The organism is Streptomyces sp. 8P21H-1 (genome assembly GCF_013302945.1).
Window position 1 is genome coordinate 15,132 of the sequence record NZ_JABTYA010000220.1, and the last position, 12,953, is coordinate 28,084.

Genomic DNA, 12,953 nt, shown 5'->3' on the forward strand with positions numbered 1-12,953 from the left:
GGGTCATGTCGGCGCTCATGGCCACGGGAGCGCCACGCAGGGTCCTAACGGCCCACATCGAGGGGTGGTCGCCGGGGTTGTCGCCGTCGTACCAGGTGGCGTAGCCAGCCGTCCTGCCCTGCCGGTCCTGAAGGCGGCGCAGGAGTTCGTCGGGCATCTCCCCGGGCGAGACGACCAGACCATCGGGCGGGACCCCGTCCCGCTCGTAGTCCTCCACGGCGTTGGACAACTGGGTCAGGGCCTTGGCCGCACCGTCGTTCATCGACCGTTCCAGGGTGCTGCGGTGGACCAGCAGCCCGACGGTCACCGCGACGGCACAGCACGCCACGGTGACGAGTAGCGCGATCTTCCAGCGCAGCGAACGCCAGTACGGCAGCGCGCGTACGGTCTCCACGTCAGCGCCGCAGCTTGTAGCCGAAGCCGCGGACGGTCTCGATCCGCTCGGCCCCGATCTTCTTCCGCAGGCGCTGCACGCACAGATCGACCACGCGGCTGTCGCCGTCCCAGCCGTAGTCCCACACGTCGCGCAGCAGGGTCTGCCGGTCCAGCACGATGCCCGGGTTCGCGGCGAACTCCAGCAGCAGCCGCAGTTCGGTGGGGGCCAGCGCGACCGGTTCGCCGGCCCGGAACACCTCCAGGCCACCCGTGTCGATGGCCAGGTCTGCGAAGACGAGCCGAGCGTGCCGGTCGCGGCCGGGCCTCCCCGGCGGGTCCGGCCGGTCCGGCCGGTCCGACATGCCTGGACGATCGGCCACGGGCCCGGCTGCCGTGCCGGGGGCCGGGGTGAATGTGGCCCGCCGCAGCAGCGAACGGATCCGGGCCACCAGCACGGCGGTGTCGACGGGCTTGACCACGTAGTCGTCGGCCCCTGCCTCCAGACCCGAGACGACGTCCAGGGCGTCACCGCGCGCTGACATCATCAGGACGGGATCCACGCTGCTCTCCCGGATCCGGCGGCACAGCCCGATGCCGTCGAGGCCAGGCAGCATCACGTCCAGCAACAGCAGATCGTGCCGGCCCTCCCGAAACAGTTCGAGTCCGGTCAGCCCGTCGGCGGCAGCGATGACGCGGTAGCCGTAGCGCTCCAGCGCCATCGTGACGGATCTGCGGATCACCGCGTCGTCCTCGACGAGCAGGATCGTCACGCGCGCGACCACGTCGGCTGCTGAAACGGGCATCTTTTCCGTCCGGAGGTAGGTTCGAGAGCTCTCCCACCCTGCCAGAACCGTGCCTCCGCCCAGGCTCAACCGTGTATCAGCCGCGTATCGGTGCTCTATCGGCGGGATCGCGGGCTACGAGATCCGGGAAGCAACAGACGAAAGCCGCGAGCGTGTAGCCCTGATCCAGCAGGTCACCGGGCCTACCTTCGCCACGCACTCGGCATTGAGGATAACGACTGGTCGGCAGCGCAAGAGTCCCTGTCGGAGAGCGTCGGCCCATTGGGGCGAATCGAGTCCAAGTGAAGCCGCCCGCGGAGAGAGCGCCTTGGCCCAGTACGCCACCCGTGTGGTTCAGTCCGGGATGACGTGCCCGAGCCTATGAGAGTCGAGCGGGTCGCGGAACGGCTTCCAGATGGTGGGGTCGGCCAGGTTCGTGAAGAGCCCTGTGCAGGTATTCGTGTCGCCGGTCACGAGCCCATACACGACCGTTTTACCGGAGGCCTTCGTATCGAACAACGGTCCCCCGCTGTCCCCGGGGCCGACCCGGGATTCGGCGGTGCCCGCGCAGATGAACTCCTCGTCCCAGGCACCGCCCTCCGTGTCGAATCTGTTGACGGGCAACTTCACTTCGTGCATACGGGACGGCTTGCTCGGATCGGCAAGATCGGTACGTCCCCAACCGGCGGCGTGTACGAGACGCCCCGGCCGCAGCTGCGTTCCCAGCGGGGGCAGGGCCGCGCGAGGCTGGTCGGCCGAGCTGTCGAGCACGATGAGCCCCAGGTCCGTGTTGGTCGCGGTGTTGAAGTCGGGGTGGCTGTAGACGGAGAAGCGGTCGTCAGTCACCACTGTTCCGCCGGGCGTGCTCGAGTCGGTTCGCCCCAGAACCAGCCGGATCTTGACCATGCCCTGCTCGGCGAACCTGGCGCAGTGCGCCGCCGTGGCGACAACGCGGCTGTGGACGAGTGCTCCGCCGCAGTAGTGCGACCAGGTTCCGTCATCGCCCTGTTGCTCGATCTGCACGACGAAGGGCCGCTCGCCGTCCTGTACCGGCACTCCACCGACGATCGCCGAGGCGACGGGTGCCATAGCGAGCACGGTTCCCGACGCGCAGACACCCGCGAGGGAGGTGACCGCCCGTCGGCTCACTGACTTGCGCAAGGTGGACTCACTTCCGTCTGCCACCGGGTGCGGCCCCGGCGGACTCGCGGGGCGGCCGACGCCCGACCGCCCCTTCCGACGAGGATTATGAGTCCGTCATTCCTCCGGCAGACCTCCGTCTCGTATCGTGCCGATCGCGGCTTCCCCTCAGCTGTGTATCAGCGCGAGGGCAGTATGGAGCCGGACCTTGGCGAGGAGTTCACGGCCCATGCAGAGGCGGGCCCCGGACCATTTCAAGCCCACCGCTGCCCACCTGGCCTCCTACGCCGGTCTTGCCCCGGCCACCAAGTCATCGGGGACCTCGATCCACGGCGAACACGCACCCCGCGGCGGCAACCGGCAACTGAAACGCGCGATGTTCCTGTCAGCGTTCGCCGCGCTGCACGACCCCGCCTCCCGCACCTACTACGACCGATGCCGGGCCCGCAGCAAGACCCACACCCAGGCACTTTTCCTCCTGGCCCGCCAGCGGACCAACGTGCTGTTCGCGATGCTCCGCGACGGCACCTTCTATGAACCCAGAACCCCACGCCTCGCTTGACTGAAAGACATAGAGGCGCCCCCGGGCGGCTGGCGCCCGCAGCATACGGCGGGACATCGTCCTGAGAAACGGCGATGACCACCGTGACCCCAGCACGCCCCGCTGCGCGCACGCGGCGGCGATGCCTTGCACGGTGTTCCCTGAGAACAGTTTGCACTGGAACTGCAGGACGCGGGCGAGCAGGCCGACCCTCAGCGTGGTCGCGCAGTCATCGGCCGCCGGGTCGGTCCCGGAGAACAGAGCGCTCTGCACCGGCAGGTCCAGGCCCCGCTCGCAGAGGCGGGCGGCGCAGGCGACTCGGATGGTGTCGCCGGCCGCGGCCTCGTCCAAGAACTGGTTGGAGCCCTTGCGGTGGAAGGGCACGCTGTCGTCGGCATCCCAGCTCGCCCCTGCGCTGGCTAGGTGGACTTGGTGATGGCTCGCCCACTGCCGTGGGCGGTGGGAGTCAGGAAGTGCGGCGGCGCAGGGCACGGTGGGCGATTGCAGGTGCGGGAGTGGGGTTCTTCTCGTGTGCGGCAAGGTCCACTCCGGGTGCCACGATGGCATCGATGGCGTCGAGGATCTCTGTGGACAGGGTGGTGTCGGCGGCGGCCAGTTGGGAGTGCAGGTGTTCCAGGGTCCTGGGGCCGATCAGGGCGCTGGTGACTGCCGGGTGGGCGGTCACGAAGCCGAGCGCCAGCTGGATCATGCTGAGGCCGGACTCGTCGGCGAGCGCGGCCAGTTTCTCGACGGCGTCCATCTTGGCCCGGTTCTCCGGAACGGAGACGTCGAAGCGCTGAGGCATGAATGAGGACCTGCTCGTGGTGACCTCACGGCCCTCGCGTACAGCGCCGGTCAGCCAGCCGGACGCCAGCGGGCTCCATACGAGCACCCCGAGGTGGTACTCCTCAGCAAGGGGCAGGACCTCGCTCTCCGCACCACGTTGCAGGATGGAGTAGTTCGGCTGTTCGGTGACGTAGCGGCCCAGCCGGTGCTCGCGGGCGGCCCACTGGGCCTGTACGAGGCGGTACGCGGGATATGTCGAGGTCCCGAAGTAGCGGATCTTTCCGGCGCGCTGGAAGTCGGTGAGCGTCGCGAGCGTCTCCTCGTCGCTGGTCCGAGGGTCCCAGCGGTGGATCTGGTAGAGATCGACGTGGTCGACGCCGAGGCGTTGCAGACTGTCGTCGAGGGCCTTGGTGAGCCAGCGACGCGAGGCCCCCTGGTGGTTGCGCTCCTCGCTCATGGGCAGGGTGGCTTTCGTGGCGAGCACGACATCGTCGCGGCGCGCGGTGATCGCCTTGCCGACCATCTCCTCCGACTGCCCACGGCTGTACATGTCGGCGGTGTCGATGAGGTTGATCCCGGCGTCCAGAGCGGCGCCGACGATCTGGTCGACATCGGCCTGGGTGGTGCGGCCGATCGAGCCGAAGTTCATCGCGCCCAGCGCCAGCGCGCTGGTCTGGACACCGGTGCGCCCCAGTGTGCGGTATTGCATGGGTTGTCCTTTGAGGTAAGGCTCCACCCCTTGGTCACCGGTCGGCGATGGGGCGGAGCGTGAGAAACAAAGCGGAACACCGATCCGCCTCAACGAGCATACGGAACCTTGTTCCGTTTCTGCAAGTGGGCCTGACGGGCATCGCGGCACGCCGGATGCCAGGTGTCGATGGAGAACGCTTTGTGGCCGAGTCGGATGTCGTGCGCGATGAGCAGGTTCTGCTTGGGCAGTTCGCGCCCGGGCGGAGCCAGCCGCGGTGGAGAGCCTCATCCGGCTGTGCGCGCGGTTGCCGCTCGCACAGCGGATCGACGCCGGCGTGCCACCGCGTACGAACATATCGCCGTCGCCCACATCGTCGATGAGCTCGTCGACGAGGACTCCAAACTCGACGCACTGGGCTGGGGCCAGGATCCCTACGCCGCGGTCCGCAACGTACTCCAGTGGCCCTACGCACAGCTGCCGGCAGCGCAGACGAGCCTGTTTCGGCGCCTCGGCCTGCATCCCGGCCCGGACATCTCCACACCCGCCGCCGCAGCCCTCGCGCGCCTGCCCCCACACTCCCTCAACAGAGAGGGGCCGCATACCCGTGTCTTCGACAAGGATCTGTCGCATATCAGGAATCAGTAGGAATCCTTGCCCGACGAGTAGACCTTTTTCAGTTGTGCGGAGTTGTGAGATTCGGGGGATGCCGTGAAGATCAATGCCCGCAGGTCGCCGTCCCGAATGTCAATCACACTGAAGTCCAGAACGATTCCGCCGACGCGTGGATGGTTCAGCATCATCTGGTTCTCGTGGTATTCGGCGCTCGGCACGCTGTTCCACAGCGCGTCGAATGCGTCGCTGGCGTCGCGTAAAGCCGTAATCAGCGAAGCGAGCTGTTCATCGGTCGGATAGCGCAGTGACGCAGCACGCAGGTCGGCCACCAGAAGACCTTCGAAAGCTGCGGTGTGCTCCGCCGATCTACTGACTCGGCTCGTTCCGGCGACGAACACCCGCCAGGCGAGATTGTCGGCCTGGGGGTATGTCGTCGGGTTGTCGCAGGTGAGTGCCTGCCACGCTGAATTCCAACCGATCAGCGTCCATGTCGCGTCACAAATACAGGCTGCAGTGCCGTCCAGCTGCTTCAGGAGCCGCTGCGCGCCTGGGGTGAGATCACGCGATACGCGGCCGTTCGTGGCCGCGTACCCGGCCAGTCTGCACAGATGTTCGTACTCCTTCGCGGTCACGTCCAGTGCGCGGCTTAAGGCTTTCAGTACACCGGGTGAGGGGTGACGACGTCCCTGTTCGAGACGTCTGAGGTAGTCCGCGGACATCCCGGCAAGGTCGGCGAGTTCCTCTCGGCGTAAACCTTGCGTCCGTCGTGGGCCGGTGCTGATGACCCCGACCGTCTCAGGTTTGGTGCGCTCACGAAGTTCCCGCAGTGCCGTTCCCAGAAGGCTGAGGTCTGTCACAGATCCATAATACCGATGATCAGTTCAACCTATGCACTGGCCCTTCATTCGGTGTCGTGGGGAACAGCCTGACCCAAGCTTAATATTCCGGCTGCAGATCGTGATCTTTATATGGTGGCCGCTGTCTGGCGTCACCAGCGGGCGACGAGCGTTTCTTCCGCGTCCCGGTTGCGGTACAGCCAGGTGGTTCCCGGCGCGGTGGCCCCAGTCAGGTAGCCGACGATGGACTCCCGCTGTGTTGCGCTGTCCAGTGCACCAAGCAGCTTCAGGGCGTCGGGCCGGGCGAAGAAGGCGGCTTGTTCGATGTCGTCGTCCTGCGGCCTGAGGTTCCCTGTCCACGCGTCGATCTCGAAGGCTGCGGCCAAGGCCGAGAGGTGTGGCTCGGAGTCGATGTGCATGAGGAATGCGGTCCGCACCGGGTCCCCGACCAGCAGTCCGGTCTCCTCCCGCAGCTCGCCCCGGAGAGCTTCGTGCAGGAACTCGCCGTCCTCAACCCCGCCACCGGGCAGCGACCAGAGCATCTCGGCGTTGGTGCCGAGACTCTCTCGCTGGACGCTCCGCGGAAAAGCTGCCCAGGCAACTCCAGGAGGTCCAGGCCGAGCGGGCTGAACTGGCGATCGCCAAGCGGGTGTTGAACCGTCTGGACGAGCAGGCCCGGGCCGACGCCGAAGCTGTCGCTCCGGATATCGGCGAAGGTGCCGGGCGGGCAGTTCCTGCTCATCGAGCACCGCGACCCGCCCACACCATTCCGGAGCCATGATGCACCTCGTGATGACCGCCCTGATGGATCGCCGCCTCCCTGGCGAGATCCGACACCAGCGCATCAACTGGAGGGGGCCAATGTGGCCCAGGCTGGCGGCGTTCAGAGGTGACACCGTGAAAGCAACATCCTGTCGGCTCGTGGCTGGCAGGACGCCTACCGATCACACCCCACTTTTTGTGACGTCACTACGCCGGCTGACAAAGGATGCACCATGCACCTGACCATTCTTGCCGCTTCTGGTGCCACAGGCCTCGCCCTGACCCGGCAGGCACTGGAGCGTGGACACACCGTCACCGCCATAGCCCGCACCCCGGCGCGCATAGTCGTCCCTGACTCGCCTCAGCTGACCCGCGTCGCTGCAGACGTCCATGATATCGACACCATCGCCGAGGCGCTGCGGGGCAGCGAAAGCGTACTGTCCGGTCTCGGCTGGGTCAGGGGCGAGAAGCAGTCGGGCGTGCTGAGTGCGGGCGCCCGAGCCGTGGTCGCGGCGCGCCCTGACCGCATCATCTGGCTCGGCGCCTACGGGACCGGCCCGTCGGCGCAAGCCGCCGGCTTGCCCATCCGGTTCGCACTCAAAGGCCTCGGCACTGAGCTGGCCGACAAGGTTGCTTCGGACGGCATCGTGCTCGAAGCCGGCGGTACGGTCTTCCACGCGGGTCCGCTGTCTAAGAACCGGCTCAGCCCAGCTCGGCGCACCGTCGGTCTCGACGAAGCACCAAAGAGGTTCTTCCCCGCCCGTGTCAGCCGTGACACGGTGGCCGCCGCCATGCTCGACGAGGTGGAGAATCCTCGCTACCCGGGCCGCATCGCCCTTCCCCTGGAGCGCTGATCTGCAAAAGCCGAACAGTTCACGAGCCAGCGCGCCGTACGGATCGTGCAGCTGAGCGCAATCGCATGCAGGGTGCGGTGTGCCCCGGCCACCCGCCGTACGGGGCGCGCCAGCTGGCCGGGGCACAGACGGCTCCCGCGCCGGGCCCAGTCCGGCTGGCGCGGGATTCCTTGTCTTGCGGCTCAAGTCCGTTAACGGTGCGCGCCGTCAGTGCTGATTGTGGGTCGGAAGAACACGGTCGACGAGAGCCGGGGCGTTGACCCCTGATGCTGAACACACGAGATACTGGATCCTGAGGCTCTGAGAACGGACATCTCGTGGTCCTGAAGAACTACCCGTCGAAGTTCAAAGCGGACACGGTCGCGCTGTACGAGTCGCGGCCGGAGGCGACGATCAGGTCGGTTGCCGCCGATCTGGGGATCAACCCGGAGACGCTGCGGAACTGGGTGAGGGCGGCCGGAGTGAGCCGGCCCCGGGGACGCCGGGCTCAGGAACCGTCCCAGCCGCCGGACAGCTGCGGACCGGGCCGCCCGGCAGGCGGCAGGCGCCCGCCTGGCCGCCCAGATACGGGCCGTACACCAGGAATCGGACGGCACCTATGGAGCCCCGAGGATTACCGCCGAGCTCCGCGAGGCCAGCGGTGAGGCGGTCAACCACAAGCGGGTCGCGAGGATCATGCGGGTGTCCGGGATCGAAGGGGTCCGGTTGCGCCGTCGGCACCGCACCACCGTCCCCGATCCGGCGGCGGCCAAAGCGCTGGACCTGATCGGTCGCGACTTCAGTGCCGAGAAGCCGAACACGAAGTACGTCGGCGACAACACCTACCTGCCCATCGACGGCGGAAGATTCTGCTACCTGGCGACCGTCACCGACCTCGCCTCACGCCGTCTGGCCGGCTGGGCGATCGCCGGCCACATGCCTGCGGACCTGGTGACCGACGCCCTGGCCGCGGCGATCCGCACCCGCGGCAGCCTCGCCGGATCGATCATGCACACCGACCACGGAGCCCAGTACACGAGCAGGGCCTTCGCCCAATCCTGCAGGTCAGCAGGGGTCCGGCGAAGCATGAGCGCGGTCGGGTCCAGCGCTGACAACGCACTCGCCGAGTCCTTCAACGCGACCTTCAAACGCGAAACCCTGCAAGGACGAAAGAGCTGGCCAACCGAGCGCGAGGCCCGACTCGACGCCTTCAGATGGCCCCACCGCTACAACACCCGACGCCGACACTTCCGCCTCGGACAACGATCACCGATCGTCTTCGAGAACGCCCTTCACCACACACCAACTACGCTGGCACCAGCCGCATAACCCGTACTCAGGATCCGGGGTCAAGGCTCTGGCGCGGCGCGGCAAGCGCTTTGGTCAGCATCGCCTGGAGCCGATGCTGCTCGGCCTCGCCGAGCACCGACAGCGGGGAGCGTGCTGCGACGAGGTCGAGCAGTTGGGTGCGCACCTCAACGCCCCGCTCGGTCAGGACCAGTGTTCGGACACGCCCGTCTTCCGGATGGGGGCGGCGCTGCCCAAGACCCTTGTCCTCCAGCTGCACGCTCAACTGGGAGATGTTGGACGGGTCGCAGTGCAGTTGTGCCGCCAGCTTGCGCAGCGGGAGTGGGGCTGCCGCTGGGTCGAGAATCCAGAGCAGATTGGCCAGCGGCTCAGTGAGGTCCAGCTCTTCCAGGCCGTTACGCATAACGCCCGTGATGCGTGCGGCAAGCTGCATCACCTGATCAAGCGTTCGGGCCGCGATATCACTGGATGGCACGTCACGCCTCCCGCTCACCTCGATGGCGCCGTCTGACGACGTGCGCCTGCTGGCATGGGGTATAGCGTACCCAGCCTGCCGATTACATGACTTTCTCCTTGACTTTAACACCCAACAACGCTGGGGCTCCGAAGGCCGGGTGGCACACAGTCCCCTTCACCGCATCACGGGGATCGACGATATTTACTTGAGAAAATCATGTAATCTCTCATGTATGAAGCCAATCGCAGCCCTGAGCGTCACACTTTCAGCACCCGGTGGGCCGGACGTCCTGCGCGTCGAGGAGCACTTCCTGCCGTCCCCGGGACCTGGCCAGGTCCGGATCAGTACGGAGGCGGCGGGCGTCGCCTTCAACGACATCACCACCCGTCAAGGTCTCAATCCCGGCCGCCTGCCGCGCGTGCTCGGATTCGACGCGGTGGGCCACATCGACGCCGTCGGCCCCGGCGTCGGAGACCTCGCGATCGGTCAGCGCGTCGGGGCCCTGGTCGGCACCGGTGGGTACGCAACGCACGTACTTGCTCCGCAGGGACGGGTCGCTCCACTGCCGGAAGGGCCGGACGCCGCTGTGCTCGACGCGCTCATGCTCAACTACCTCACGGCGTGGCAGATGTTCCAGCGCGTCGCCCGGCCGCAGCCGGGACAGAGCGTCCTCGTGCTCGGCGCGGCCGGCGGGGTCGGGTCGGCGCTGTGCCAGCTCGCCGCCCACGCCGGCGTCATTGTCCACGGCACGTCCAGCCCTTCGCGTCGAGCCCAGGTCGAAGCGCTCGGCGCGACATGGGCACCGAACGCCGCCGCGGTCCCCGCCCCGGTCGCGGCGACGTTCGACCCCGTCGGAGGACCCTCGCTGGCACAGTCCCGCAGAGCAACCGCCGGTACCGGCGTCGTCGTCTCCTACGGCTTCAGCTTCGCCGCCGGTTCGGGACATTCCCGTACCGGGGCCCTGCTGCGCACCGCCGCAGCGATCGCACGGGCCAAGCTGACTCCAGGCCCCCGCCTGGCCCTGCACACCGTGGAGCGCGCGGTCGACCGGGACACCGCCGCCTTCCGCGCCGACATCACCACACTGACCGAGCTGCTCGCACAGGAAGCCATCGCACCGAAGGTGACCACGCTCCGGCTGCAGGATGCCGCCGAGGCCCACCGGCGCCTCGAAAACCGCGAGGTCACGGGAAAACTGGTCCTGCTGCCCTGAACTGTTCCCTGTGGGACCGACATGTTGAAGTGGATCGAGCAGAGGTGGATGCGTGCCGGGTCGGCGTATGGAGGAGACCACGTGCACGCGCACGTGATGGGCGGGCCCGACGAAAGTGCCGGGCCCGCCCATTCCATGTCCGTTACCCGGCGGCAGGCGATTCGCCGGCCTTGTCGACCACGGCATGGTCCAGCTCGGCGCTGCTGGACAGCAGTGTGCCGGACTCTCCGTATGTTTCGTCCTTGGTCAGGTAGCTGCGGGAGCCGAGGAAGGTGTAGTCCTTCTTGTCGAAGACCCACTCGGTCCTGATGCCGTAACGGGTGTCGTCACGGGCGATGCCAAGGCCCTGGCGGCCGATTGCGTCGCGCGCCTTCGGGGCCGGGGTGACACCGGGGATCTTCGCCGCGGCCTGGTAGAGGGCGGCAGCGGTACGGGGCGGCATCACTGCGCCGAGCAGCGAGCCGATCTGCTCGAACACCGCCTGGTCGCGCTCGCGGCCCTTGGTGTGCGGAGTCTTCGTGTACAAGTAGGTCAGCAGCTTGTCAGGGTCGGTGGGCAGGGAGCTGAGCCACTGGTAGGTGGGCCGGTTGATGCCGGCCGCCGTGCCGTGTGTGTCGCCGAGTTCGGCGTTGATGGGAAAGGTCTTGCCGTCTTCCCGGATCAGACCGGGTTTGAGCAGAGGTCCCGGCTCCTGGGCATACCACACCTCACGGTCCGTCAGCGGGCCCAGTACGGCCTTTCCGGTCGTCAGGTCGGCGCTGCGGGTCTTCTCCTTGGTGTAGACGAACTGGTCGTCCCGCACGGTGGGGGCGGGGTGTTCCCCGGCGGCGGCGGAGATCCGGTCGAGGAGAGCCGCGGCCGGCTGCATGTCCGTGGCCGCGCCGTGCGACGCGGTGCCGGAGGCCCCCTTGCCGCTGTCGGTCAGGGCGATTCCCGCGCTCAGCGCGCAGGCCAGGGCCAGCGCGGTCGTCGGCACCAGGAGCGCGGGGCGCAGCAGCCGGCGGACCGGCCGGGCACGTTCGGCGTGGGCGCGGTCAATGGTACGCATCAGCAGATCCTTGTGACGAAGGTGCTGCTCGCGCGGAACGTCCCAGTCGGCCGGGGGCGGTAGCAGGCGGGCGATTTCCTCGCGGTCGCCGTGCCACTCCCGGGAAGTGGAGGTGATCCTGTCCTTCATGTGGGCTCCTCCCGCACGGGCAGGGCCGCGATTGCGGCCGCACTTGTCATCTCTCCGCGGGCGGAGCCCGGTTCCAGGTTTTCTTCCGCGAGACGGGCGAGCTTCTTGCGGGCACGCGAGAGCCGGGAGCGTACGGTCCCGACCGCGATGCCCAGAGCCTCGGCCGTCTGCTGGTAGTCCAGGCCGGACCACACGCACAGGGCCAGCACCTCCCGCTCCTGGCGTTTCAGCCGGTCCAGGGCGACGTGAACGGCACGCAGGCGGCGCGCGTCATCGATGCGTCCGGCCAGCTGGGGCACGAAGTCCTCCACACTCGGCGGCCGGGGCTGACGCGCCAGGAACAGCTGGCGCCGGCGCAGGCTCCGCCGGGCGTTGTCCGCCTTGTGGGTGGCGATGCCCAGCAGCCAGGGCAGCAGGGAACCGCCGTCCTCCCGTACGCGCGTGCGCGTGCGCCAGGCGGCAAGGAACGTCTCGGACATGATCTCTTCAGCTGTCGACCAGTCGCCGGTCAGGCGCAACCCGTGGTTGTACACGGCGCGGGCGAACTCCTCGTACAGCTGGGCGAACGCCGCGCGGTCTCCCTCGCGCACGCGGCGGCGCACTTCGTTCTCTGAGTCCTTCACACCCTCTTCTCTCCACGAAGCGGGTGGAGTTCCTGTGGTCTGCGTCACCTGCTGACACGACTGCTCAAGGGAACCGGGCCAGGCTGATATCCGGGACTCGGCGCGGGTGACCGTCGAGGCCGGTACACGTTCGCCGGTATCGGCCCTCCGCCGAAAGTATGTGCTCGGTTCGCTGCCCGGCCAGGGAGGTTGGCACAGTGCCGCCGTGCTGCACCAACTCGACGAGGTCGGCCTCATCCACGCCTCCGCCACCAGTGGTCTGCCGGCAACACCGGGCCCGTCGGGGTGTATCTGCCCGCTCTCAGCAGTCAGGTCCGCGACCTCACTTCGGTGCCGGTGGCGGCCGCCACCGGCCTGTCTCCACCCCCGACCAGGTACGCACCGCGGCCGCCTGGGTGGACGCCGTCGTCGTCGGCTCCGCCGTGGTACGCCCCATCCAGGCCGAACCGCGTGCTCCGGCCGCCGCGGCAGCCTCCGCGGCCCGCGCGTTCGCCGACGCCCTGCGTCCCAGGGCCGACTGATGACGACCGAACCGGTAGCCGTGCCGCACACGGGGACACCCACCTCGGCGCCGCCGCACTCAAGGTCCTCACCCGCCACTGGCCCGCCCTGTACGGCCAGGACCGGTAGTCGACGCCCCTTCCAGCCACCGGCCTGTCTCGTAGGCGCCGTGCGGCTGCTGCCTGCTGCGGCCACGCCGCTCATCCTTGCCGCGAGGACGGCCGGCTGCCGGATCGTCGCCGCGCTCGCCCTGGCACGCCACCGCGACCGCCCGCCCTCCCGCACCCGTATCCTGCCGCTGTCCGTATCGCCCGCC

At 68.1% G+C, this 12,953-nt stretch carries 11 protein-coding genes and 3 pseudogenes; 5 read left to right on the plus strand and 9 right to left on the minus strand.

The window, feature by feature from the left end:
- The 3 genes and pseudogenes from HO151_RS03830 to HO151_RS03840 form a co-directional block, all read right to left on the minus strand.
- Positions 1-394: pseudogene (locus tag HO151_RS03830) on the minus strand (two-component sensor histidine kinase); the annotation flags it as partial.
- A gap of 1 nt (position 395) precedes the next feature.
- Positions 396-1,178, minus strand: a complete 783-nt coding sequence (locus HO151_RS03835; RefSeq protein WP_173894697.1) for a response regulator transcription factor — start codon at positions 1,176-1,178, stop codon at positions 396-398.
- Positions 1,179-1,511: 333 nt separating this feature from the next.
- Positions 1,512-2,246: a trypsin-like serine protease gene (locus tag HO151_RS03840; protein WP_173894698.1), complete on the minus strand. Its 735-nt coding sequence runs from the start codon at positions 2,244-2,246 to the stop codon at positions 1,512-1,514.
- A 310-nt stretch (positions 2,247-2,556) separates the two neighbouring features.
- Here HO151_RS03840 and HO151_RS03845 point away from each other — a divergent pair.
- Positions 2,557-2,859: pseudogene (locus HO151_RS03845) on the plus strand (transposase); the annotation flags it as partial.
- A gap of 445 nt (positions 2,860-3,304) precedes the next feature.
- Here the strand turns inward: HO151_RS03845 and HO151_RS03850 are convergent.
- Positions 3,305-4,333, minus strand: coding sequence for an aldo/keto reductase (locus tag HO151_RS03850; RefSeq protein ID WP_173894699.1), 1,029 nt, complete (start codon positions 4,331-4,333; stop codon positions 3,305-3,307).
- A gap of 276 nt (positions 4,334-4,609) precedes the next feature.
- On the opposite strand from HO151_RS03850, the gene HO151_RS03855 reads away from it, so the two are divergent.
- Entirely contained in the window at positions 4,610-4,960 is a 351-nt protein-coding gene (locus tag HO151_RS03855) for a hypothetical protein (protein WP_173894700.1), read from the plus strand.
- On the opposite strand, the gene HO151_RS03860 is transcribed toward HO151_RS03855, so the two are convergent.
- Both HO151_RS03860 and HO151_RS07595 read right to left on the minus strand, forming a co-directional pair.
- Positions 4,954-5,784, minus strand: coding sequence for a helix-turn-helix domain-containing protein (locus HO151_RS03860; RefSeq protein ID WP_368039410.1), 831 nt, complete (start codon positions 5,782-5,784; stop codon positions 4,954-4,956). The two genes, HO151_RS03855 and HO151_RS03860, sit on opposite strands and share 7 nt — an antisense overlap.
- A gap of 131 nt (positions 5,785-5,915) precedes the next feature.
- On the minus strand, positions 5,916-6,608 hold the full coding sequence (locus tag HO151_RS07595; RefSeq protein WP_368039412.1) for an NUDIX hydrolase: 693 nt from the start codon (positions 6,606-6,608) through the stop codon (positions 5,916-5,918).
- A gap of 150 nt (positions 6,609-6,758) precedes the next feature.
- Between HO151_RS07595 and HO151_RS03870 the strand changes: the two genes are divergently transcribed.
- Positions 6,759-7,379 (plus strand): NAD(P)-dependent oxidoreductase, encoded by a 621-nt coding sequence (locus HO151_RS03870; RefSeq protein ID WP_173894702.1) that lies wholly within the window; start codon positions 6,759-6,761, stop codon positions 7,377-7,379.
- 317 nt (positions 7,380-7,696) lie between these two features.
- Positions 7,697-8,687: pseudogene (locus HO151_RS03875) on the plus strand (IS3 family transposase).
- 7 nt (positions 8,688-8,694) lie between these two features.
- Here HO151_RS03875 and HO151_RS03880 read toward each other — a convergent pair.
- The gene (locus HO151_RS03880; RefSeq protein WP_173894703.1) at positions 8,695-9,141 is read right to left on the minus strand and encodes a MarR family transcriptional regulator; all 447 of its coding nucleotides are present in this window, start codon (positions 9,139-9,141) and stop codon (positions 8,695-8,697) included.
- A gap of 214 nt (positions 9,142-9,355) precedes the next feature.
- Here HO151_RS03880 and HO151_RS03885 point away from each other — a divergent pair, with 214 nt between their 5' ends.
- Complete coding sequence (locus tag HO151_RS03885) at positions 9,356-10,336, plus strand: zinc-binding dehydrogenase (RefSeq protein ID WP_173894704.1); 981 nt, start codon at positions 9,356-9,358, stop codon at positions 10,334-10,336.
- 142 nt (positions 10,337-10,478) lie between these two features.
- Here HO151_RS03885 and HO151_RS03890 read toward each other — a convergent pair whose 3' ends face one another.
- Positions 10,479-11,513, minus strand: a complete 1,035-nt coding sequence (locus HO151_RS03890; RefSeq protein ID WP_173894705.1) for a CU044_5270 family protein — start codon at positions 11,511-11,513, stop codon at positions 10,479-10,481.
- Positions 11,510-12,115, minus strand: coding sequence for an RNA polymerase sigma factor (locus HO151_RS07355; RefSeq protein ID WP_368039413.1), 606 nt, complete (start codon positions 12,113-12,115; stop codon positions 11,510-11,512). Before HO151_RS07355 ends, HO151_RS03890 begins: the two co-directional genes overlap by 4 nt.
- Between the last annotated feature and the right edge of the window lie 838 nt (positions 12,116-12,953).